Origin of the sequence: Methylobacterium gossipiicola (assembly GCF_900113485.1) — a bacterium.
GTDB lineage: Bacteria > Pseudomonadota > Alphaproteobacteria > Rhizobiales > Beijerinckiaceae > Methylobacterium > Methylobacterium gossipiicola.
This window is the reverse complement of the sequence record NZ_FOPM01000017.1, coordinates 70,878-92,655: the sequence shown is the minus strand read 5'-3', so window position 1 is coordinate 92,655 and position 21,778 is coordinate 70,878. Positions and strand designations below refer to the sequence as shown.

Sequence of the window (21,778 nt, the reverse complement as noted above, 5' to 3'; positions counted from 1 at the left end):
TCGATGAGCTTGGGGGCGTTGGTGCTGAGGTAGGCGGCGGCCTCGACGCTCTCGCCGGTCTTCGGGAAGGTCTGCCCGCGCCAGGTGTTCGCGAGCCGTTGGCCCAGACCTGCCCGCACCACGTCGGCGCGCAGGTCCTGCTTCAGTCCGTCCGTGACGTCGCGCATACCGGCGGTCACGGACTTGGCGATCTGCACCTCCGTGCCGGCCATCAATTCGCACAGGTCCGGCACCGCGGCCGAGAACTTCACGGATCGTCGTTCCGGGCGAGCCGCGCCACTCCGCAGGTCCGGACGAGCTTGCGCGCGTCGATCCGCGAGAGGGCGGTGACCTCGACGGTTTCCCGCACGGCGCCGTCGTCGTCGAGGACGTCGACCTGATCGCCCTCGGCCGGCTCGGCCACTTCGGACAGCCGCACCTCGATCAGGGTGGCGGCGAGGTCGAACCGGTTTCCGTCCAATCCGACGATGGCCTCGGGCGAGCGGTACCGGATGCGCACGGGCAGGCCTCCGGCGCCGCCGCCCGCGCGCCAGATCGCGTCCTCGGCCATGTTGGGATCGTCGAACATGGCGTCGACAGCCAGGGCGAAGGGGTTCATGCCGGTGCCTTGGGCTCCCGATCCTCTTCGCTGGCGGTCACCTCGCCCACGTCGTCGTTCACGACGACGTGGGTGCCGGCTTGGAGCGCGGCCTGCGCCTCGTCCCAGCCCAGCGTGACGACCTCGGCGTCCTTCTTGTCCTTCTCGCGCAACCGCATGGTCGCCCCCGTCAGTTCGAGGTGGTGCCGCGCACGAGGAGCGCGGGGCGCTTCACGAGCGGGAGCGGGTTCGACTCGGTGTAGATATCCATGCCCTTGCCGAATTTCTTCGGCTCGAGGGGGGCCACGAACACCTCGGCGTCGGCACCGTTGGGGGCCTGGTTCACGCTGCCCCAGAAGTCCGGGGGCGCCCAGTAGTTGGTGAAGGTGTCGGTGGTGCCGAGGGGGAAGAACCGCACGTCGCCGGCCGGGATGAAGCGCTGCGGCGCCGTGGTCGTCCCGTCCTCCTGCATGTAGGAGGCCGAGCCGCGGTACTCCTCGAAGGTGATCCCGCCGAAGGTGAAGCCCTTGCGCACGTCCTCGCGCAGGATCTGGGGGCCGGACTGGTAGTACTTGAACGCCTCCTTCACGCTGGCATGGGCGACGAATTTCCGGAACCACTCGGGCGAGGCGAGCGCATGCACGCCCGTCATCGTCTCGCCCAGGAGGTTGTCCTCCATGTGGGCGGTGACGTCCTGGCACTTGCCCAGCACGTCGGTGCTGCCGGTGCCGAGCACGAAGTCGATCACCTTTTCGGTGACGCCGAAGGCCGCGAACAGGTCGAGCAACACGCTGCCGTCGGAGTCACGGATGACGCCCTTCATGGCCCCCATCCGGAGGCTCTCCAGGGTGATGGCGTGCTTGCGCCGCATGGTGATGAGCTTGCGGTTGAGGAAGCCCAGCACGGTCTCCAGGCCGGCATCGCCACCGGCGGTGCGCGCCAGCATGTTCTGCACGTCGGTGGCCAGCACGCTGTCCTCGTGCGGGATGTGCGGCACCACGAAGGACACGGGCTTCTGCCTCCCGCGAGTGCCGAAGCTGGCGGGGCCGCCGCGCGGGCGGGTCGGCAGCAGGTTGAGCACCCCGTTCTCGATGAGCACGATGACGGAGGTGGTCGGGACCGGCTCGGCCGCGAACAGCCCGAGCTCGTTGATCCGGCCGTAGCTGTTCGGCACCAGGGTGATGCTGCCGGTGAGCGCCGCGGCCGAGAACGCGTCCTGGTTGAAGATGTCGAGGATGGTGGCCATCGGCTTACGCTCCTTCGCGGACGATGATGCCGACGGCCTTCAGCTGGCCGTTGGCCGCCGCGCGCTTCGTCGCATCGTTGATGGTGGGGCCGTAGGTGAGGCCGGCATGGCTCGCGATGGCTTGTCGCGAGACGATCACGGCCTTCTGGTCGGCGCTGGTGGCGTCGACCGGGGTGAACAGCACCGCCACGGCGGTCTGCGAGCCGTCGTTGCCGGAGGAGGCGGCCGGGACGTACTTGCCGGTGGCGGCCACCAGGGCGAGCACGGTGCCGGTCTTCAGCTTGCCGGCACCGGCGGCGATGATCGCGGTGTCGCGGCTGCGGAAGCTGCCGTCCTCCGACTTCAGCCAGTCGGAGGCGACGGGGGCGGTTTCGAGCAGGGCCATGATCAGGCTCCCTTGGTGAGGCCGGCCCGCTTCAGCTCACGCTGCATGCTGGTGGCGGAGGCGGAGGCGCCGGCATTGCCGAGCGCGGCGGGGGGGTGGGACGAGATCGACGTCTGGGCCTCGGAGGCCACAAGCTTGTCGAAGAGCGCGGCGCGGGCCTGCTCGACGGTCTTGCCCTCGGCGAGCATGATGGCGTCGAGCCCCTCCGGAAGGGTCGGATCCTTGCGGCGCGCGAGAGCGACGAGGTTCCGGACCTCGCCGGCCGCGCCGATGCGGTCCTTGGCCTCCGGGACGCTCACGCCCTCGGCGATGAGGCTCGCGGCCATGGCCGGCACGCCACCCGCGACGCAGAGGGTGACGATCTCGGCGGCGTCGGCGCGCGCCATCGTGGCGGCGGTGGCGGCAGGCTTGGCCGCAGTGGCGGCAGGCTTGGCGCCCTCCACGGTCGCGGTCGGGGGGGCACTCGGGTTCGGGGGGATGACGGGCTCGGAGCCCGCCGGTGCAGTCGCCATGGGTTTGTCCTTCGGGCGGGGGGGAACGGCCGCTGTCGTGGGGCGGACGCGCTGCGTCCACGCCCGCTGATCGGCGAGGGCGACGAGGCGCTCGGGCGGATGCTCGAACAGGCGGTAGTCGAAGGCCGTCGGCTCGGGCGCGGCCTCGTCGTCCGCCATGCGCGCCAGGGTGCGGTCGGCGTAGCCGGCGGCCACGGCCTCGTCCGGGGTCATCCAGATCTCGGCCTGCATATCGGCCCGGGCCGCCGCGACGGTCTTGCCAGTCTTGCCCGCGTAGATCCCCGCCATCGCCGTCGCGAGGGCGGTGAGCGCCTTGATCTGCAGTTCGTGGTCGTCGACGGTGCCGAAGGTGAAGCCCGACGGGTCGTGCACCATCATCAGGGCCCCGAGGGACATCACCACCTCGTCGCCGGCCATGGCGATGACGGAGGCGGCCGACGCGGCGATGCCCTCGACCACGATGGTCTTGCGGCCCCGATGCGCGGCGATGGCCGCGTGGATCGCCGCGCCCTCGGTGGCGATGCCGCCGCCGCTGTTCAGCCGGATGGTGACGTCCTCGTCGCGGCCGACCTGGGCCAGGGCGAGGATCACGTCCGAGGCGCTGAAACTGTCATCCCAGTAGAGATCGCCGACCGTCCCCGACAGGACGATCTCGTTGCCATCGACCCGCGCGGCCATGGTTCCTCCGTGAATGGATAGTGGGGCCGCTCAGTCGGCGGGTTCGGCCGGCCCGGTCGCCGGGGTATCGTCGGGCGATGCCGCCGCGTCGGGCCTGGCTTTCTGGCGCCCGTCGCTGGTGTAGGAGAGGCCGAGCGCATCGGCGCGCTCGTTGTCGCCCGCCTGCTCGGCGTCGACCGCCTCGGCATCGTATCCGCCCTCGGCGACCTTGCGCGTCCGGGTGGAGAGACCCGCCTGGATCTCCATGGTCTTGCCCTGCACGTCCTGTACCGGGTGGATGTACGGCCAGGCCTGCGGGATCCAGTTCACCGCGTAGGCGTCCTGCCGGGTCATCCCGGCCGGCAACCGCAGGGCGCCCGACAACAGCGCGAGGTCGATGAACCGGATCCAGATCGGCCGGCAGAACTGGAACACCACGAGGTGGTGCTGCCACTGCTCGACGGCGCGGCGGAAATCGTTGAGGGCCGCGCGCAGGGTGCGATCGTTGAGCTGGCTGTAGTCGCCACTCAGAACCTCGTAGAGCAGCCCGCAGGCTGCCGCGACACCCCGTTTCGCCTCGCGCACGAAGGCCTCGAAGTTCGGGCCGACATCCTTCGGGTCGCTGAACTCGATTTCCTCGCCGTCGGCCAGGACCTGGATGGTGCCGGGCTCGAACTCGAGGGTGGCGACCCCGTCGGCGTCGGCCGGGTCGACGTCGAGCGGCTCGTCGCGCTCGCCCGTGATTACCCGTTTCACGAAGCCGACGAGGCGGGCGGCGTTCTTCTTCCGGATCAGCTCGGCGTCGAGATAGCCGTCGAGGTCGTAAAGGGTGCGCAGGGCCCGGGCCAACCACGGCTCGCCGCGATCCTGGCCGGGCCGCATGGCGCGGTAGAGGTGACAGACGTCGGTGGCCGGCACCAGGGCCTGCTCGATGGCACCCGAGACGATCAGGCCGTCACCGGGGTGTTCGCGATACAGCCAGTATCCGATCCGCTTGCCGATGGCGTCGTACTGGATGCCCTGCCGGATCCGCGCCGCGACGTCGGTCTTGAGGTGGGGGCAGTGATCGCCCTCGAGGAGCTGCAGCTGCAGCGGAACCGTGAGCCCGTCCTCGGGCCGGCGGGTCCGCATCCGGATGAAGCTCTCACCGCCCTCGACCATGCCGCGTACGGCAAGCGCCGTCAGGCCGTAGAAATCGTGGGCGCCGACGCTGTCGGCCTCGTCCGTCCAGCCGAGGAACAGCCGCTGGAGTTGGGCGCGGAACGCGGCGTCCTCGGCCTTCCGCTTCTTCGCCTGCGGCTTGGTCAGGCCCTCGTAGGAGCGGGCCGCCACGGAGCGCGGCACGATCCCGGTGCCGACGATGTTCGTGACCAGACGGTCGACGGCGGCACCCGCGTAGGGGTTTTTCCGGGCCTGATCCCGCGACTTCCGGCGCAGCTCGTCCAGGGCATAGACGATCGCGGTGTTCGGGCCGTAGCTGCCGACCCGCCAGGATCGCGAGCGCCGGCCGCCGCCGTTGGCGACGTCGTAGGGCTGGGCCTCCCGGGCCGTCGAGGCCTCTTCTCCGGACAGGTCCATCACCATCCGCTCCGGCCCGTCAGGGCGATCTGGCGCGTACGACGGGGCCTGATCTGACCGGCAGCGGTCTCCTGGGCCGCCTTGCGCAGGCGCAGGTCGCCCAACGCCCGCCGCATCTCGTCGTAGCTGCGATAGGTGATGGTCGCCGCGTCCGGTGCCTCGACGCGCAGGGCACCGGAGGCCATGGCGGTCTCGAGGGCCGCGATCTGCTTGTCGATGGTCACGGCCATGGTCACCTCGTCCGGCTTCGGACCTTGCTGCGGCGGATGGTGGCGCGATGGAGGTTGCGCGCCGCGAGGGAACCGGGGGCGACGGTGGCCGGTGGCGGCTCGTCGGGCTCCGGCACCGTTCGGACGCGCGCGATGCCGAGGGCGTGCTCGAGGTCGCGCCACTGCGTCTCGCGCCAGCGGTCCCGCCCACGCATCGCCGCGACGCCGCGGGCATAGTTGGCGCAGTCCAGGACCTCGTTGCGCCGTCCGCCGATCGGCACCCACTGGCGCCGGGTTCGGCCACGGGTGACGTGCGTCACGAGTTCCTCGGCCGTGAGCTGCTTGACCTGATCCTCGCTCACGTCCTCGGGCAGGTGGATGAACCCGGCCGGGAAGGCCTCGCCCTGCGCCGGCCGTTGCAGCGCGAGGCAGCCCATGAGTTCCTGCTTGCAGAACGAGGCGCCGATCCGGAGCGTCTTCAGGCCCCGGCGGAGCTTCTTCCCCGCCGGGGTCGTGTCCTTGGCGCCGACGCCGAGGAACGCGCTCTGGACGCTGTCCTGGCCGTCGACCGCGTGGACGTTGCCGCGCCCGGCCTGCCGCCGGACGAAGGCATAGACCTCGGCGGTGAAGCCGCTGGAATCGATGCCCCAGTCGCGGACACCCATCTCGGCGCCGCCCGCGTGCTCCCAGGTCTCGTCGAACATCGCCTCGAGGCTTTTCCAGACCTCCGGGCGGTTGGTCTCGCCCGGCAGCACCCGGTGCTCGATCAGCCAGCGCTCGCGGTTGCGTCCGAAGGCCCAGATGCCAACCTCGAGCCGGTCCTTCTGCACGTCCACGCCGGCAAACAGGATCAGGGCGCCGAGGGGGATTGTGCCTGACAGGTAGGCCCGGTCCCGCCGGGCGTAGACGTCCTGCCACTCGGGAGCGTCGACGCCCTCTTTCCAGGTTCGCGCCAGCTGGGTGTTGTAGAACGCCCGCAGCGCCTCGGGCCCGCGCCGCATCGCGCGGGCGTACTTCGCCACCGTCTCGCGGATCGACTGCTTCGGCGCGTAGAGCTTCGAGCCGATGAACCCGGCATGCTCGTTCGGCACCGCCAGGCTGCCGCAATCCCGGCACACGGCCCGGCGCACGCCGTGCGCCTCGGGCGCCCAGCGCTCCGGCACCTGATGCTCGCCGCAGCAGGTGAAGGCCCGCGTCTGCCGCCACTCGATCCGGCGCAGGGCGACGAGGCGCTGCGACTCCGTCCAGGCCGTGCCGCAGCCGGCGCAGTGATAGTGCGCCGTCTCCAGGCGGATCTTGCCGGCCTCGTCCTTCTCGAAGCGAACCTGCTCCCATTCGAGGGAATGCCAGCCCTCGCAATGCGGGCACTGCACGAAGGCCCGGCGCTGGTCGCTCTCCTCGTAGGACGCCTCGATGGCGCTGCGGCCGGCGATGGTCGGTGAGCAGGCCAGCACCGTGAGGCTGTTGGTGATGAACTCGGCCTGGCGCTCCTCGGCCAGATCGATGGGTGGCCCCTCGCCGCCGGCGGAGAGCGGGTACTTGTCGATCTCGTCGCAGACCAGCAGCCGGATCGGCCGCATGGCGAGGTTGGTCGGGCTGTTCGAACCGACGAGGGTGATGTGCCCGCCGGGGAACTGCTTATGCGTGAGGGTGGCGGCGGCGTCCGTCGCCTTCGCCGCACCGAACAGCTCGCGCAACACCTTGGTGTCGCGGATCATCGGCGCCAGCCGGTCCTTCGAGAAGGTCTCGGCCGCGTCGTCCTTCGGCAGAACCGCCAGGATCGGGCACGGATCGACGTGGATGAACCGCCCGAGGATGTTCTCGATCACCGTGGTCTTGAGGAGCTGGGTGCACGCCATCAGGGTGAGCTTGCGCACCCCCGGCTCCGTGGCCGCGAGCATCGGGCCGCGGGCGACCTCGACGCGGGCGGTGATGAATTTGCCCCCGTTCGACGATTCCTTGCTGAGCTTCCGGAACGCCTCGGCCCATTCGACCACGTTCACCTGCGGCGCCGGCTTGGTCCCGGCCCGCCAGGATCGGCTCAGGCTCTCAAGGTCGAGATAGGGTTGCTTCCGGCTCTCCGAGCTGGTCGAGATGCTGCTGGACATGCGCGGTCAGAACCGTGTTGAGCCTGCGCGCATCGACCCCCAACTCGTCCGCCATGATCGTCGCGATGCGGGAGGGCCAGGTGGCCCAGGCGTCGCGCAGGTCGCGGGCGGTGTCGAAAAACAGCTTCTCCGCCGCTTCCCGATTGACGAGTCGGCCCTGCTCGATCTCGTAGGCCTGCTTGCGCTGCAGCCCGAGGAAGTTCTCCTTGCGCCGCAGCGCCTCCGGAAGCTCGAGGTCGGGATCGTCCGGATCGAAATCGCGGACCGGCCTGTCCCCGGCGGGGCGGGGCGCCACGGGGTCCGCCCTCACGACCTCGGGCTTTGGCCGCCCGGCCGGGATCTCGCGCGGATCCGGCTCGGCCTTCGGAACGGTCCGCACCGGCCGGTGGGTGGTGCCGCCACGATAGTTCGCCGGGCGCTGATCGAGGTTCCACTCGCTCGCCTCGACGTCGACCTTACCGTCCTCCATGAGGGTGAGGAGCCCTTGCCCCTTCCACTTCGTGACGATCGCCTTCGACACCCCGCGATGGCGGGCGAACTCGGCCTGGGTCATGCCCGTCGCCGGGCGTTCACTGCCAGCGTTCACTGTTCACCGTTCACGGGTTTTGGAGGGCTGGCGCTAGTGAACCCGGGGGCCCCGACCACCCGTATAGGGCTGCCGCCCCCAGGGTCCCCCGCCCTGAGGCGGGGGGCGCCCCGGGGGGCGGCAGCGGGTGGCTGCGGCGGACCCTGCCGCAGCCCTGGGACGCGTGGTTGATGCGAACGAGATCGTCGCCGACCCTTGATGCTCGCCCGCTGCGGCGCGGTCCATGCCGCTCCAAACGCCCGATTTTACTTCCGACAAGGGGAGTTAGCAGCGGCCAACCGCAGGGCGGATCGACCCGATCAGGCCGCCGTCGCGAGCCCGCTGCGAACGAGGATGGCACGGCGACCCGTCGCCGCCTCCCAGCGCCGCACGGCGGTGTCGACATAGGCCGGATCGAGCTCAATGGCGTGGCAGATGCGGCCAAGCTCCTCGGCCGCCAGGATCGTAGTCCCGGAGCCAACGAACGGGTCATAGACCCGGTCGCCCGGCACCGTATGGTTCAGGATCGGCCGGCGCATCGCCTCGAGAGGCTTCTGCGTCGAATGCCCGGTCTCGGAGCGACGATGCGGGATCAGCCACACCGTGGTCTGCTTCCGGTCGCCGGCCCAGCGGGCGGTGCGGCCCTTCCGGACCGCGTACCAGCACGGCTCGTGCCGCCAATGGTAGTGGCCCCGGCTGATGATCAGCCGGCCCTTGTCCCAGACGATCTGCGACCGGGGTAGGAAGCCCGCGACGCGCAGGCTCGTCTCGACCTCGCTGGCGTGAAGGGCGGAGTGCCAGACGTAGACGACATCGCCGGGGAACAGCGCCCACGCGGCGCGCCAATCGGCACAATCGTCGTTGGCCACGGCCCCGACAGCGCGGTTGCTATGGCCCGGCAGCACCTTGGCCCGCCATCCGGGGTCGTAGCTCACCCCATAGGGCGGATCCGTCACCATGAGGTGCGGCACCGCCCCATCGAGCGCGGCGGCGGCGACGGCCGGGTCGGTCGCGTCCCCGCACACGAGGCGGTGGGGGTCGAGGAGCCAGACATCCCCGCGCCGGGCGAGTGCCGGCGCGGGGAGCGGGTCCGCACCGGGAGCTGGTGCGGTCGAAGGGGGCCGGTTTTTCACGGCCTCGGAATGGTGTTTGGGCATAACCTGATGCAGGGTGCGCCCGCCCCTCGAGGGGTGGCGGGGTGACCGGAAGTCCGGCCGGCAACGGTCATGCGTGGTCCCATCCACGCGGTTCGAGGTGATTGCAGCACCTCGGCTCCCGCCTCTTTTCAGAGCCGGGACAGCCTACTGGACCCGCCGCATGAAGGCGAGGGGCAATGCGTCAGGCCGATGCCGCCAGCAGCTTCGGGGTGATCGAGCCATGGAACGGGTTCCCCCACTGCTCGCTCATGGTCACCACGCCGCTCTCCTGCAGGGCGGTGCGCTCGGCCTCGGTCATCGCCAGGAACAGCTCCGGCACCAGGGTCGGCATCAGGCCCTTGAAGCTCGCGGCCTTCGCGGCCTTCACCTCGACGGTGCCGAGGTCGGGGAAGCGCTCGGTGAAGCTTCCGGCCACACCCAGTTCGCGCAGACGCGTCTTCAGGGCGTCGATCTCGTCGTTCTGCGCCTGCGCCGCCGCGATCTTCTCCAAGAGCTGCCGGGCGAGCTGCGAGCGGATGTCCGTGGTCATGGGGCGGGGCTTCCGAGAGAGGCCGCAAGCGGGCGGCGGGGATAGGTCAGGATCGGCCGCCGTGATGGGCAGCCCAACGTGCGGCCTGCTCGAAGGCCTCGCGAGCGCAATCGACGACGATCTGGGCCGGTCGGCCGGGATGCCGCTCACGATAGTCGAGGGCGGCGCGGTGCTTGCGAGCCGCATAGGCCCTGGCGCTTTCCTCCGGCGCCTTCGGCGGGGCTGCGATCATCGGGGCCTCAGCAATTTATGCGCGTCCAGGTCCGGGGGCAGCGCTCGCACGCAACCCGCTCGCGGATCCGGCCGCCGGTTGTCGCGTACCCGGTGGTGCGGCCACAGGCGCCGCGCACCTGCTCGGGGCAGAGGCAGGGCACCCGGCGGCGCGCCAGGATCTCCTCCCCCGCATCGATCAGAGCGCCGGCCAACGCGGGCCGCCGCACGAAATCGGGTGGCTCCACCGGCGCGGCGGACACATCAATGGCGCTCATAGGAACTTGCTGCCGGCGTGGTTCTTGAAAGCCTGAGCGCGCCGGTCGTAGGCTTGCAGCGTGCTGGTTTGGGTGTGGCGGGTGATCTGCATCACCTTCAGCACGTCGGCGCCCGCCTCGAGGGCGGAGGTGACGAAGCCGGCCCGCAGGGAGTGGCCGGCGAACAGCGTGGCATCGAGCCCGGCCGCAGCCGCGCGATCCTTGACGATCTGCGCGACGGCCCGGTCCGACAGGGCGTTGAGCCCGACCCGACCGCCCTTGGCGATGGGCCGGAACACGGGGCCGGAGACGATCGACGCGCCGGCGAGCCAGGCGTCCAGGGCCTGGACCGGCTTCAGCTTCGAGCCCGCCGGCACCGGCACCGTGTGGCCGGCGCCCTCCTGGTCGGTCTTCGACCGGACGATGTGGATGACGATGCCCTCGGGCGACCGCTCGAGGTCGGACACCTGCAGGGCCACCAGCTCGGAGCGGCGCAGGGCCGCCGCGAAGCCGATGAGGAGCAGCGCGCGATCGCGCTTCCCGATCAGCGTGTCCGGGATCCTCCGGAGCATTGTCTTCAGCGCCTCGGCCGTGGCCGGTGCCTTGCGGGTCACCTTCGTGCCGATGCTGCGCCGGATCCCGCGAACCACCTCCTTGACCAACTCGGCGTTGGTCGGCGGCTCCCGGCCGGCCTTGCGATGCATGAACGCGATGGCTGCCGCGTGCAGATCGATGCTGGAGGCCTTCAGCCCCCGGTCGGCGAGGCCGGCGAGATAGCTCGCCGTGGTCGCCGCTGACGCCGGCAGGGGCTCCTCGCCCATGCCGGCGCACCAATCCCGGAACGCGTCGAAGGCCTGGCGGTAGGCCTCCACCGTCCGGGTGGCCTTGGACACCTCGGCGTAAGCCCGCGCGCTCCCCAGCGCCGCCAGGAAGGCGGGCGTGGGATCGCGGGGTTCGTCGACGACCATGTCGGCCGGTGCGACCGGCACCGGCAACTGCGACATGGGCGCTTCCCAAATATGGACGGCCCGGACGCGGTGGGGGCGCCGGGTTAGGTGTCGGCGTGGGTCGGTGCCAGCGCGGATCCGACGGAGCGGAGCCCGAACGCGCAATGCTCCTCGTCGATCGCCAATCGACCTCGGGCCACCAGTTGGGGGATCCGCTCCACCCTGACGACGCGATAGGCGTCAGCCCTGTTCACGACAGAAGCCGAGGGAATGCCTAATGATGTGTCCTCGCCTGGCGCGGTCCCGGCAAGTCGATCCTGTGCGATCGCGCGGCGCTCCAGGGTGTCCGCCATCTCCCGAAGCCTGCGCGCGTCTGTGCGAAGCTCGGCCGCGAAGGCGGTAGGGGCCCGGCTCATCGGCGCGGGCTCCGACCAGGCGCGCACAGGATCTGCTCCCGGCCTGTGACTACGACGACGCTCGGCCCGTGCCAGGCGCCGCGATCGTTCGCGAGGTGAACCGGGGGGGCCGTCAGTCCGGACCGGATCCGCTCGGCAAGCTGCCCCATTTCGAAGAGCAGCGCATCGAGATCGGCGTAGGGCTGTTCCGGGTTGCGGTCGCCGAGCGAGATGGTGCGTCCCTTCCGGACGAGCGCGTCCAGCTCCCCGGCGCATTGGGCGAGGAAGGGCATGGCGGGCCTGAAAATGGGAGTGGAAACAACTGCGCCCCGCCACCGTGTTCGGTGCGGGGCGCAGTGCGTCATTCATCCTGACTGTACAGGTTCGGCCCCGGGGCTGTCAACAGACTGAAGGTTTGTAGCGGGCGTTTCCGGCACTGGAAAATTCTATAGCACCAGAATGGACCTAGTTCTTGGGCTTCGCATCCTCAGAAATTTCGTGGAGTTTGCTGCATACAATATGGATCAATGTAGATGGGTTTGTTCCACCCTGGTCTTTGCATTCCTCATTTCGCCTCACCGCATGTAATCTTGCAGTATTATAACTTGTTTTTAGCGATTTGTATAAACCCAGATTGTTTTTTTCATAATCCCCCAGATGTGATTTAAGGTCCTTAATAACTGCATCGCAGCTACTCAAGCGTCCTGCACGCATATAAGGCTTCGCTGAATACCCAAAATGCAGTAAAATCCAATATTCGAAGCAGGGATCCGACCAAGTTACCTCAAAACTATTAGTTTTTCGGGATTTTTGAGAGATGGCTTGTGACAATGCGGCGTCGAAATTTGCGTGCGTATCTCGATCAATGACGCAATAAGTATAGTCGAAGCCTCTCGGGGAATCTTTGAGAATTTTGATTGCATAATTTATTACCGATAGAGGGTCTGTTCCACACTCTCCGCCGCAAATACGCACATCTGCACTGCTCAACCCCAAATCGGCAATCATATCCCTAAAGTACTGTGGTTCAGTTTTCTTTCCTTCACAAACGATTAGGACAGTGTCCCTTGATTTTCGGGATGCCTTTTTTCTCGAAAAATCAGTTTTGGCTTGCGACATGCCTAATCTCTATCGATCTGTATCCATACCATCAAAGTTATAAATCTTTAGGAACCCTAACTTGGGATGATCACAGATCGTGATTTAGTGATTGGAACGCCTCCATATCTTCCTTTGATGTACCCTGTTTTATATGATTCTCCGCTCCGGACTTTATAGTCTGAGAGTGGAACTAGTTGCGTCCCGCCACTAACTGGTTTTTCGACAAACCAAATTTGGTCTCTATGAAGTGCAACATCCTCCATCGGGAATATATCGTGCGTTGTAAATATAAGCTGTCCCCCACCATTGCCTATCGCATTGGTAAAATAGTTTTCGATCAGATATTTCAGGGCAAATGGATGGAGGCTGTTGTGCAGCTCATCTACAAATAAGGTGATTCCGCTGTCCGCAGTATCAATCCACGGACCTGCAAGAGATACAAGCGCCCGCGTACCATCTGACTCCTGGTCAAACGGAAGCAGGACTTGTTCTCCCTCTTCATCAATGTGAGCGCAATGAATCTCCTCGACCTTTTTATTTGAAGAATTCTTCAAAACAAATTCTGCAATTTCTTGCGGAAGATGCCGGAAGCCTTTCTGTTTTGTTACATCGACCTCTTCTAAGTAAAGATCAACAACATCGAGTCCGACGTCATTGATAAACTTCATTACCCTTTCGTCTTTGTTTTTGTTGCACATTTTGGTGGTGAAGCTGGGTGATACCCTGTCGTCGCTCTGTATCACCCTGAGTTTTTTGCTTATCCAATCGTAAGGGATCTTTAGACCTGATGAATTCAAGCTTACTGCCGTGCTGAATAGCAAAGCGTCGGGGCGAGTACTAGTTTTCCAGGCTGATTTTGCTCCTTCTAAAGAGGGATTTACATATATTTCATACTCTTTGGAAGAAGAATTGTATGATCGATCTATTAATCGGACCGACCTGGCTCCTTTTTGAGTTTGATACAGCCATTCTTTATAAACTCGATGCTTATCTATAATAAAACCGTATTGATATATTTTATCCTCTGTAATAAAAGATATTTCGAATTCGCTGGGCTCATCTCGGGTTGACGAGGAAAACAAGTAAGGGATGACGCCACTTATATCCGTATTGGGTTCGCGGTCACGCGATGATGTGATAATAAACCTTTGTAGAAAAGCTATAGCTTTGATCAGAGATGTCTTGCCTGCGCCGTTGGCGCCGTAAATAGCAGCTGCTCTGAGAAGATACGGAGCGGGACGGAGACCCGTTTTGAAGCTCTTTGTTTGCCGAACGATGTTTGATGAGCCCGCGACCAGCGAGAGGGTCTGGCGAGTTTTAATCGACCGAAAATTGGTGGCCGAAAATTCGATGAGCATCAGGGGTCCTCCCCGCGGAACCGCAGGTTTCTACAGGAACCATGTAAATTTTCCCCCTCAAACGCAAGGGTAGGGATCGAGCTTCGTGTGGGTTTTCGATTCCTAGGAAACGCACCGTCGCCAAATGTCATAAACCAAATGACTGCGAAGATTTCAGTCTCACGTGATCGAGGAAAAGATCAATTACTTGCGGCAATCAAGATTTTAATTAAATCCCCACAACTCTGCTAAGAAACCGAGCCCGCGTCGCAACCGATCCAACGCCACAGCCGCGGCGGCCTCATCGTTCCCGAACCCCACGGCCCGTCCAGCCGCCGCCAGCGTCACCTCCAGCCCAACGACGTCGACGACGACACGCCAATCCCCGGCATCCATCGCCGATTCCGCGATCCGCAGCGCCCGCCGGTGGCGCTCCATGGTCTCGGAGATCGGCGTGCGGTGCGCCGCGCTGCCGCCGCCGGAATGGTTCGGGTCGTTGGCGGCGATCCCGGACAGCCCGGCATAATGATGGTGCGTGCGCAGCTTGTCGCCGGCCTCGTAGAGCTGGCGGTTGTGGTCGTGATCCACCGGGTCGAGCCTGGTGCGGGAGAATAGCCGATCGAGCGGGGCTTCGCTGAGCCGCACCACCCTGTCGCCCCCGAGGACGACCGGGCCGGTACCGATGATCTGGACACGCCCTGTCCCGAGTTGCATAGCCACCGTGACGCCGGCCTGCATCAGGCGCTCCGGGGTCGGATCGTTCTCACCGTCCAGCGTGGTGGTCGGGATCGCGTTCAAGGCGCGCACCACGGCCAAGGAAACGACCTTCTTACCTCTGCGTCGTGCCACGGCCCTGCCCCACCGATGTGTCCGATGTTGCTTGTGGTCTGGCTCCCATTAACCACTGTCAACTGCCAGGGCAGAAAATACACTGATCTCGACTTATGCTCGAGATCAGTGCGGAGTGGGGGACGCAAGCCCCTTGTAGCAGCGCTATGAAATACGATGAGTTTCGCTTGTCCTCAGAGGGCGCCGGAATTTGAGGAGGATCACCTACGAATTCCCGTGATCGGATCCTGCGTTTTGCCCAGCGACCTGTTCGACAGGTACTTCGTGCCAACCATCCGCATCTTTAACTCGCACTGTATCCACCGGCTCTGCGGCCGTGAACTTCGCGGTCGTAATGAAAGATTTTTGCTCGAGAAGGTCACTGTCCGGAAGTACAAAAACTAGGGCGAACATCGGCGGGAACAATCCCGTAAGCGACTGAACGAGTTTCACTACGACGTTGACCGGAGCTCCACCCGTCGCAGTCAACGTGACTGAGCCTTCCGCCTGCTGCGCGCGATATTCACCGGTACCCAAAAACTCACCAGGGGTAACCGCATTTAGGGTAAGTCCCTGAGGTTTGGCACGCAGATGTGGAAAGGGATCCCCGTCTCCCGCGAAAGCCTGGTACGAGGTAGGATTGCCGTCATCACGTTTGCCCGACATCTGATTTCCCCTCGGTGAGACTGATCAAAGATGACTCGGGGGGCCTTGGAAAGACAAGCCCTAATCATCAGTCTCGCGCTGAGGCTTACCGATTCGGGCCAAGCGCCGGGATCAGCGAGGTTCAGCGGACGGTCGTCGGCAGCTCAAACACGGAAAATTATGGCGCATCCAAATCTCCGAGTTTTGGTGAAGTTCGCCCGGCATCCGCGACAAGGTGATCGTCTGCCAACGATGCTTCGAGGTTGAGCAGCATGACGATCCGGTCGACCGCCAAATTCTTTCGCCGCAGGGCCGTGGTGTAGGGAATGCCTCGGCGTGTGCAGAGGTCGAAGAACGCGTAGCCCCGCGCCTCGCACCAGATCCAGAGCTTGAGGGCCTTGCGCGCCTCTGGATCGCTGACATGTCGATCGGGCCAAGTCAGGGGCCGCGTCTCGCCCGCGTTGCGGATTCGCGGATCTGCGCGCTCGGCCTGGACCATCCAAGTCTCAACATCCTTGTGGGTCCAAGGGGCCATCACGGTGGGCGATCCTCAAAGGCGGGGCAAGCAAGCAGTAGCGATTTGGCGAGTTCAAGCCTGTCTCCGCTCGGCGCTTCACGCCACGCCCGGCACCGGCGGGCTCTTGCTCGGCAGGTAGGCCCCCAGCCCAGCCGAGAGCTGCATCCAGCGCGGCTTCACCCCGAGCGGTAGAAAGTACGCTTCCCACGCCGCGCCCTCGGCAGAATCGGCGAGTACGAGGATCGAACACCCCGTGGGCCAGCTCCCCCGCTCGGCCTGGCGCATTCCCTCGGCGTTGCGGATGGCCGCGAGGTCTTGGACCGGGGCCGGCGTCCCGTCCGGCCGCGCGCCGGCCCGGTCGAATCCGTGGCGCAGCCAGGTCTGCAGAGCCTTCGGACGCTGCTCGCGGCGCCGGCACAGCTCGGCATAGGCCGCCGCTTCGCGGACGGCATGGGCCTGCTCGGCCGGGGTGAGGTCGGCGAACGCCGCCTGGGCGTCGGTGAGGCGCGCGCTGCGCACCCCGTCGGCGGGATACGCCGCCGTGAGTTGCCGGTAGCGCGCCTCGGCCTCGGTCGACAGGCTCGGGGGCGGCGCCCCACGTCGGCCCGGTCGCGAACGGGGCGCATCGCCGGCGCGATCCGCGGCCCGGTCCTGCCCGAAAACTGGATTTGCAGCCTGCGCCTGCCCCCCGGCAACGGGGGGTTGGGGGGAATCTCTTCTGACGGTTGAATCTGACGGATTCCCTATGGGGGTGACAGGGGAGTCACCCTCCCCGGTGACAGCCTTGTCACCCTCCCGGGTGACGGACGGGCACCCCTCGCCACCGGCATGGGGTGCCCCAGAGTCACCCCTCGGCCCATCATCGACCGATCCTGCGCCGGGCTGGTCACCCCTCGGCAAAGGCTCGAGGCGCTCCGGCCGCTCCACGCCGGGCAGATGCAGGATGTAGGAGTTGGCTCGCTGCCGACCCGATTTCGGGCAGTGCCCCAGCTGGATGGTGAGGACGTCGAGATCCTGCAGCACCCGAAGCTTGCGCTGCACCGAACGCTCGGATTGCGAGCAGGCCTGCGCCAGCTGCCGGATCTTCGGATGCGCCTCGCCCGTGTGCCGGTCGGCATAGTCGGCCAGCACCATGGCGACGAGCTTGGCGACGCCGTCGGGGATGTCTTGTTTGATGACCCAGGAAATGGCTTCGATCGACATAGCGGGCGCCTAGGGCGGACTCCGGGCAAAGGGGGAGCGCTCGGCCGCGAAGCCGGTCCGGCCTCGGGCACGCGAAAACCCGTCGCCGGACTCGGGAGGGCGAGCGGCGGCCGGGACGGATGGGGAGAGGAAGCGCGTCGGACAAAGCTTCGCCGGTCACGCCGAAAGGGGGCTTTCGGCGCGGGGCGAGCGGGGGCGGTCGCGGAGGTCAGGCTGAGTCAGCCGATCACGCGGCGCGCACAGGTGTCCGATTGAGGGGGGCGGTCTGGTGGCGCGCGGATGGGCGGCCAGCGTCGACGCGAAGCGAGAAGCGAGGGGAGAAGAGCGACCCAGCCGGATGATCCGGCGGCGATCTGGACAGTGCGCCTATTTAGGAACGGAGTCCGAGTCCGAGTGTGGAGGGAGTCGTCGCGGAAGGGCGGCGCTCCGGGGATCATCTCAGGCTCCCGGGCCTGGGGACGCTGGTCGCGTCACGCGTGGATCCAGGCACGCGCTCATTCCGCCGCCTCGATCATCGGCGCCGGCTGATAGAGATTCGCGAAGTCGGGCCGCGCGGTCCGCTGGAACGCTTCGCCGTAGGGCGGATAGCTGCAGGCGCGCACGAGGTCGTAGAAGCCCTCGGGCTTCACGCTGTTCTCGCCCACGGGCCAAGCGTGGTTGGTGCGGGTGGCGCGCGCGGGCGCCCGTGTCCGCAGGTCGCCGCGCACGGCGAAGATCACGTGCTCCGTTGTGTTCCGGAAGTAGCGGCCGCGCCCAAGGCGCGGTTTGGTCCAGGTGTGTACGGTCTTGTGCTGAAATCCCCAGGCGGCGAGCAGTTGCGGGGCGAGCAGAATCGTGTTGTTCGTCACCCAGAGGTAGAGGTGGCAATGCTCCTCGGCCCATTCGGCGATGGGCACGGCCTCGATCTCGGCCAGGGACATCAGGGCGTAGTCGTGCCCCGCCGATTCCGAAATATTGTCCTCGGCCCAGGGCGGGTCGCACACCAGGGTGCGGAACCGGCCGACAGCCGGCACGAGGCCGAGCACCCGCGCCTCGTCATGGGCCCGCTTCAGCTTGGTGTAGGGTCCGTCGAGCTTGCCCTTCGCGTCCATCTCATCGCGGAGCGGGCCGAACCGCACCGGATCGGCCTCGGCCGCGCGGACGATCGCCTGGATCTTGTAGAGCTGCCCGTAGGAGATCCCGACTTGGCGGGCGACGATCGCCATGGCGCGGGAAGGCTGTGAAACTTTCACACCCTTCCCAGCCTTGCGGACGCGTTCGCGCGCGCGCTCGCGTTCCCGCTCGAGCAAGGGCCGGGTCATCAACTCGACATCGCTCCACGGCAGCTCTCTGGACCCGGGACGCATGGAACTCGCCTGAGGAGGAGTCGGAGTACGAGTGGGCGTGGCGCGCGGGAGGGCGCGCCGGTCCGTCACCTGGGCGACAGCCCGGGCAGGAACGGCGAATCGGGCACGGTCTCACGCGGCGGAACCGGCGCCTCGGCGGGGGGCGGCTCGTAGCCGCGTTCCCACGGGAATCGCATGGTCGGCGGCACGTGCGCCGTCGCGTACCAGATGTCGTTGGGGAAGCCCCGGCTGGCATAGGCGCCGCAGCCGCAAGCGCAATAATAGACCGGACGCGTGGAGGCTTGGGCGCTGGGAGGTCCCATGAGCTTCGGTGCCATCAGGGCCGGCCCCCGTCCTGCGGCCGATCCTCGGCCGGCCGCCGCTTGGCGACGGGCTCGCCGACCAGCCATGGCGCGAGCGCGTGCGCGCGGGCCTTGAGGTTCCGCGCCTTCGCTTCCGCGTTCTGAAGAATGAGGATGCTACGGGCGATCAAGCGCCGCGCCCTCCATTCGCGAACGGAGGCCCTCCAACTCTTGCCGCATGGCGGCGACCCGGGTTTCGAGGGACCTGAGGTACGCAAGGTCGGACTCCATGTCGGGCGGGATGGCGGCCTCGATCGCCTTCAGTTCGGACTCGTCGATGCGGCGCGCGCGCCCGTACCAGATCTCGCGCGTGCGGCTGTAGGAGAGCCCGGTCAGCTCGTGCGCCTTGCGAACCTTGCCCTTGATCGAATCGCCAGGCGCAAGGGCGGCCACGATCCGGCTCAGGCCCTCGGCGGCTTTGGCCGAGCGGTGAAGGTGAAGGGCGACCGTGCTCACACGACTCTCCCACGCATTTTCCGACATCCGAGATCGCCTCCGTGCTTGGATGGGGCGTCCGAGCATGGAGTGAGGTTCTGAGAGAGCGGATGAGGGTCACGCGCCAGGGCCGGGAAGCACAGGGGCGTGTGAGAGAGAACGGGGGCGGTGCGCGTCATGCGCGCCGCCCCCGCCCCGTCCCGTCGATGGCCGCGGCCGGAACCACCGCCAGGACGGCCCGCCCGGCTCCCTCGGGCAGGCATGGGAAACGACCGCGCGCAGCCGCGGCGCGGGCTCTCGATGGCTTCGACGGAAGCCATGGTGCTGCCGCGCAGGATCGGCTTGGCCGTGAGGCCGGGAAGGAGGGAGTCATCGCGATGCCCTCACTGCAGAATGTAAAGTGGATTTGCCTAGAGCTTTATTATTGGTTGAGCAGGCACGATTGGCATCCAAACGAATGAGCAAGTCTGCTGTTATATCCGTCATTCCCCTCCTTGCCGCTGCTTCCAAAACAGTTTTCCAGAATTCGGAGGGGAGTTGATTTCGAGATTTCCATGAACTGACCGTACCTGGTGGCTTACCCAGGATGGCAGCGAGTTCGGCATAGCCGAACGCATCAATCACCTCGCCGAGAGTCTGCATGTCGCAGATAATCTGCGACATGCATGGCGGGAGTCAATAGGGCAATCTCAGACATGCAGACTGAAAGGCTGCAAATTGCAGGAATGCTAAAGCGCGACGATAAACATGGCCGGCTGAAAGACGCACGGCAGAGGCACTATCGAACCGCAAAGGAGGCCGCCGAGGCTCTGGGCAGTCCTTACGGGACATACTCGGGCCACGAATCGGGCTCCCGTGGATTCAGCAATGAAGAAGCCGCAAGGTATGCTCGGTTCTTCCGCGTGAGGCTGGATTGGCTCCTGTTCGGTACAGGAAGCAGCCAAGAGATGAAGCTTAAACCTTTATTGGGAAAAATTGAGCGCGGCGGCGTTGTGAGTCCGATAGACAATATATTTGAAAATCCCAACCAGCAGTTTGTAATCATAGAATCTATTATTGCCGAAGCTGCCTGCGCATATGCCATAATGAGTCATGATATGATCCCCTGGTATAATTGGGGATATCTTTTGGTGTGCGGCTACAGGCAGAGCGATCATTTCGATATAAATCAGAAACTTGTTATAGTCTCAATTAAAAATGAAAATACACGACTTGCAATTGCTAATATTGACGAATCAAGCGGATTGTTTGATCTCGAATGCTTTGGTTATCCGAATATCAAGCGTGCTGAAATCGAGTGGGCAGAAGAGGTTCTTGCAATAATTCCCAATCGCAATTTATGGAGTTTATCTTCTGGAAGCACCCCAAAGCCGGCCCTCTCTATGGTTGAATGATTGTGGGTCTGTGATTTTCGGTTGAGGAGCCGCCATTCAACGAAGCGCTGGGCAATCCCGCCAAGCGCGAAATAATCTGCATTTTGCAATTGACTTGAAATCTGCATTGCGCAGATTAAGCTCCATCGCAGGTCGCGGTGGAGCCAGCGCGTGCATATTCACGATAGTTTCCGTCCTCGATCAGAAGGAGGCGCAACCGCGCTACACGGCCCATTCAACGGCCCGGCGCGAATCGAGGCGCTCGCATGAGCCGCCACATCGTCATCGACCGGCCCAACCTTCAGGTCGTCCTCGGCTTCGATCATCCCCTCCGGTCCTTCTTTGGCCAGGCGTTCGATCCGTCGGACCCACGCCTCGAAGGTCTGGCCTTCAACGGATGGCCCACGCCGTCGGGCCTCGGCCTCCGCCGGCCCGTGCAGACCCACGCCGAGGCCGAGGCGGATGTCGGCCTGCTCATCCACTGGATCTTCGATCAGGACTGGGTGCAGGGGCCGAGCCTGATCTGGGCCGCCCATGTCGAGCGGGTCCGCGCGACCCTGCTGTGGGAATGGGAGAACGGCACCGACGCCCCGAGCCCCAAGATCCCCGCGATCCTGATGGGGGAGCCTGACACAATCGGCCCCAAGCCCGCCGACGCTCAGGTCGTGCGGTCATGAGCCGGCGCTGTCCCGCCGCCGGTTTCGTCGGCAACCTCACGGCCTTCGGCCCGGTGGAGAAGACCCGGCGCGGAATCGCGCACAAAACCCGCCTCGTCGCCGCCACCGTGACCCTCCCGAAGGAGGACATCGATCCCTTCCATCAGGCCATCGGCATGCCGGTCGGAGGCGCGGACATCGCCCGCGACCCCGACGCCTGCCCGGCCGTGGCGCTGATCCCGGCCGAGCACCCGCGCCATCCCTCGAGCCACGACGACGTGCTGTTCCGGGCGGCGCTGACGGCCCTCGAACGCCTCGTCGACGCGGCGGGCGAACCGAAATCGACCCTGCGCCTCGACCCGCGCATGGCGGTCCGCGTGCCGGCGGAGGCCACCGATGGCCTATGACGCGATCCGCCAGCGCCACCCGCACGCGCCCTGCGCCGTCGGCGCCCGCGTGCGTGAAGCCGCTTCCGGCCGCACCGGAACCCTCCTGCCGCCCCGCCCGGGCGACCCCGGCCTGCGCGTCCATTTCGACGGGCAGTTCCCGCCCGTGAGTTGCGACCCCGACAGCCTCGAATACGCCGACCCGCCGCCCGAGGCCGCACCGGACTGGTGCGCCCGCTGAGCCCCTTCACGCCGCCCTCGACGCCAAGCCAGCCTCA

The 21,778-nt window shown here is 65.9% G+C and carries 32 protein-coding genes; 4 read left to right on the top strand and 28 right to left on the bottom strand.

Features of this window, described 5'->3' with window-relative positions; translation table 11 throughout:
• The 28 genes from BM249_RS15010 to BM249_RS21365 all read right to left on the bottom strand — a co-directional run.
• On the bottom strand, positions 1 to 251 hold a 251-nt coding region (locus tag BM249_RS15010; protein ID WP_244528772.1), incomplete at its 3' end, for a DUF6441 family protein.
• Positions 248 to 598 carry a head-tail joining protein gene (locus tag BM249_RS15005; protein ID WP_091973266.1) on the bottom strand — a complete coding sequence of 117 codons (351 nt, stop codon included), beginning with the start codon at positions 596 to 598 and terminating at the stop codon, positions 248 to 250. The genes BM249_RS15005 and BM249_RS15010, both read right to left, overlap by 4 nt.
• Entirely contained in the window at positions 595 to 756 is a 162-nt protein-coding gene (locus BM249_RS21755; protein WP_177232424.1) for a hypothetical protein, read from the bottom strand. Before BM249_RS21755 ends, BM249_RS15005 begins: the two co-directional genes overlap by 4 nt.
• A gap of 11 nt (positions 757 to 767) precedes the next feature.
• Entirely contained in the window at positions 768 to 1,823 is a 1,056-nt protein-coding gene (locus BM249_RS15000; protein ID WP_091973264.1) for a major capsid protein, read from the bottom strand.
• A gap of 4 nt (positions 1,824 to 1,827) precedes the next feature.
• Positions 1,828 to 2,208: a head decoration protein gene (locus BM249_RS14995; protein ID WP_091973261.1), complete on the bottom strand. Its 381-nt coding sequence runs from the start codon at positions 2,206 to 2,208 to the stop codon at positions 1,828 to 1,830.
• Between the two features lie 2 nt (positions 2,209 to 2,210).
• Positions 2,211 to 3,398 carry a head maturation protease, ClpP-related gene (locus BM249_RS14990; RefSeq protein WP_091973259.1) on the bottom strand — a complete coding sequence of 396 codons (1,188 nt, stop codon included), beginning with the start codon at positions 3,396 to 3,398 and terminating at the stop codon, positions 2,211 to 2,213.
• Between the two features lie 30 nt (positions 3,399 to 3,428).
• Positions 3,429 to 4,955: a phage portal protein gene (locus tag BM249_RS14985; RefSeq protein WP_091973256.1), complete on the bottom strand. Its 1,527-nt coding sequence runs from the start codon at positions 4,953 to 4,955 to the stop codon at positions 3,429 to 3,431.
• A complete protein-coding gene (locus tag BM249_RS14980) occupies positions 4,955 to 5,185 on the bottom strand; it encodes a phage head-tail joining protein (RefSeq protein WP_091973254.1) in 231 nt (76 codons plus the stop codon). The genes BM249_RS14985 and BM249_RS14980 overlap by 1 nt, the downstream gene beginning before the upstream one ends.
• A 2-nt stretch (positions 5,186 to 5,187) precedes the next feature.
• Positions 5,188 to 7,272, bottom strand: coding sequence for a phage terminase large subunit family protein (locus BM249_RS14975; protein WP_091973251.1), 2,085 nt, complete (start codon positions 7,270 to 7,272; stop codon positions 5,188 to 5,190).
• Positions 7,214 to 7,825, bottom strand: a complete 612-nt coding sequence (locus BM249_RS14970) for a hypothetical protein (RefSeq protein WP_091973248.1) — start codon at positions 7,823 to 7,825, stop codon at positions 7,214 to 7,216. The genes BM249_RS14975 and BM249_RS14970 overlap by 59 nt, the downstream gene beginning before the upstream one ends.
• A 332-nt stretch (positions 7,826 to 8,157) precedes the next feature.
• Complete coding sequence (locus BM249_RS14965) at positions 8,158 to 8,862, bottom strand: DNA-methyltransferase (RefSeq protein WP_244528771.1); 705 nt, start codon at positions 8,860 to 8,862, stop codon at positions 8,158 to 8,160.
• Between the two features lie 313 nt (positions 8,863 to 9,175).
• Positions 9,176 to 9,523 carry a hypothetical protein gene (locus BM249_RS14960; protein WP_091973242.1) on the bottom strand — a complete coding sequence of 116 codons (348 nt, stop codon included), beginning with the start codon at positions 9,521 to 9,523 and terminating at the stop codon, positions 9,176 to 9,178.
• A 46-nt stretch (positions 9,524 to 9,569) separates the two neighbouring features.
• On the bottom strand, positions 9,570 to 9,755 hold the full coding sequence (locus BM249_RS14955; protein ID WP_091973239.1) for a hypothetical protein: 186 nt from the start codon (positions 9,753 to 9,755) through the stop codon (positions 9,570 to 9,572).
• Positions 9,756 to 9,762: 7 nt separating this feature from the next.
• Positions 9,763 to 10,011, bottom strand: coding sequence for a hypothetical protein (locus BM249_RS14950; protein WP_091973237.1), 249 nt, complete (start codon positions 10,009 to 10,011; stop codon positions 9,763 to 9,765).
• Entirely contained in the window at positions 10,008 to 10,994 is a 987-nt protein-coding gene (locus BM249_RS14945; protein WP_244528769.1) for a site-specific integrase, read from the bottom strand. The genes BM249_RS14950 and BM249_RS14945 overlap by 4 nt, the downstream gene beginning before the upstream one ends.
• Positions 10,995 to 11,041: 47 nt before the next feature.
• Positions 11,042 to 11,290, bottom strand: coding sequence for a hypothetical protein (locus BM249_RS14940; protein ID WP_143103778.1), 249 nt, complete (start codon positions 11,288 to 11,290; stop codon positions 11,042 to 11,044).
• A 59-nt stretch (positions 11,291 to 11,349) separates the two neighbouring features.
• Positions 11,350 to 11,625 (bottom strand): hypothetical protein, encoded by a 276-nt coding sequence (locus BM249_RS14935; RefSeq protein WP_143103777.1) that lies wholly within the window; start codon positions 11,623 to 11,625, stop codon positions 11,350 to 11,352.
• Positions 11,626 to 11,797: 172 nt separating this feature from the next.
• Positions 11,798 to 12,451, bottom strand: coding sequence for an RloB family protein (locus tag BM249_RS14930; RefSeq protein ID WP_091973231.1), 654 nt, complete (start codon positions 12,449 to 12,451; stop codon positions 11,798 to 11,800).
• A 56-nt stretch (positions 12,452 to 12,507) separates the two neighbouring features.
• Positions 12,508 to 13,791, bottom strand: coding sequence for an AAA family ATPase (locus BM249_RS14925; RefSeq protein ID WP_091973229.1), 1,284 nt, complete (start codon positions 13,789 to 13,791; stop codon positions 12,508 to 12,510).
• Between the two features lie 204 nt (positions 13,792 to 13,995).
• On the bottom strand, positions 13,996 to 14,586 hold the full coding sequence (locus BM249_RS14920; RefSeq protein WP_091973227.1) for a hypothetical protein: 591 nt from the start codon (positions 14,584 to 14,586) through the stop codon (positions 13,996 to 13,998).
• Between the two features lie 237 nt (positions 14,587 to 14,823).
• Entirely contained in the window at positions 14,824 to 15,264 is a 441-nt protein-coding gene (locus BM249_RS21370; protein ID WP_143103776.1) for a hypothetical protein, read from the bottom strand.
• Positions 15,265 to 15,421: 157 nt separating this feature from the next.
• Complete coding sequence (locus BM249_RS14915) at positions 15,422 to 15,742, bottom strand: hypothetical protein (protein ID WP_091973225.1); 321 nt, start codon at positions 15,740 to 15,742, stop codon at positions 15,422 to 15,424.
• A 114-nt stretch (positions 15,743 to 15,856) separates the two neighbouring features.
• Positions 15,857 to 16,963: a helix-turn-helix domain-containing protein gene (locus BM249_RS14910; RefSeq protein WP_091973223.1), complete on the bottom strand. Its 1,107-nt coding sequence runs from the start codon at positions 16,961 to 16,963 to the stop codon at positions 15,857 to 15,859.
• A gap of 494 nt (positions 16,964 to 17,457) precedes the next feature.
• A complete protein-coding gene (locus BM249_RS14905) occupies positions 17,458 to 18,168 on the bottom strand; it encodes an MT-A70 family methyltransferase (RefSeq protein ID WP_244528768.1) in 711 nt (236 codons plus the stop codon).
• A gap of 206 nt (positions 18,169 to 18,374) precedes the next feature.
• Positions 18,375 to 18,626: a hypothetical protein gene (locus tag BM249_RS14900; protein ID WP_091973221.1), complete on the bottom strand. Its 252-nt coding sequence runs from the start codon at positions 18,624 to 18,626 to the stop codon at positions 18,375 to 18,377.
• On the bottom strand, positions 18,626 to 18,781 hold the full coding sequence (locus tag BM249_RS21750) for a hypothetical protein (protein ID WP_177232426.1): 156 nt from the start codon (positions 18,779 to 18,781) through the stop codon (positions 18,626 to 18,628). The genes BM249_RS14900 and BM249_RS21750 overlap by 1 nt, the downstream gene beginning before the upstream one ends.
• Positions 18,768 to 19,106, bottom strand: a complete 339-nt coding sequence (locus tag BM249_RS14895; protein ID WP_091973217.1) for a hypothetical protein — start codon at positions 19,104 to 19,106, stop codon at positions 18,768 to 18,770. The genes BM249_RS21750 and BM249_RS14895 overlap by 14 nt, the downstream gene beginning before the upstream one ends.
• A gap of 348 nt (positions 19,107 to 19,454) precedes the next feature.
• Positions 19,455 to 19,748, bottom strand: coding sequence for a ribbon-helix-helix domain-containing protein (locus BM249_RS21365; RefSeq protein ID WP_143103774.1), 294 nt, complete (start codon positions 19,746 to 19,748; stop codon positions 19,455 to 19,457).
• 2 nt (positions 19,749 to 19,750) lie between these two features.
• Here BM249_RS21365 and BM249_RS14890 point away from each other — a divergent pair, with 2 nt between their 5' ends.
• The 4 genes from BM249_RS14890 to BM249_RS14875 all read left to right on the top strand — a co-directional run bounded on the left by BM249_RS14890 (position 19,751) and on the right by BM249_RS14875 (position 21,741).
• A complete protein-coding gene (locus BM249_RS14890; RefSeq protein WP_091973214.1) occupies positions 19,751 to 20,479 on the top strand; it encodes a helix-turn-helix domain-containing protein in 729 nt (242 codons plus the stop codon).
• Positions 20,480 to 20,724: 245 nt separating this feature from the next.
• Positions 20,725 to 21,135: a hypothetical protein gene (locus BM249_RS14885; protein WP_091973212.1), complete on the top strand. Its 411-nt coding sequence runs from the start codon at positions 20,725 to 20,727 to the stop codon at positions 21,133 to 21,135.
• A complete protein-coding gene (locus BM249_RS14880) occupies positions 21,132 to 21,521 on the top strand; it encodes a hypothetical protein (protein WP_091973209.1) in 390 nt (129 codons plus the stop codon). Before BM249_RS14885 ends, BM249_RS14880 begins: the two co-directional genes overlap by 4 nt.
• The gene (locus BM249_RS14875; protein WP_091973207.1) at positions 21,511 to 21,741 is read left to right on the top strand and encodes a hypothetical protein; all 231 of its coding nucleotides are present in this window, start codon (positions 21,511 to 21,513) and stop codon (positions 21,739 to 21,741) included. The genes BM249_RS14880 and BM249_RS14875 overlap by 11 nt, the downstream gene beginning before the upstream one ends.
• Positions 21,742 to 21,778 lie beyond the last annotated feature (37 nt).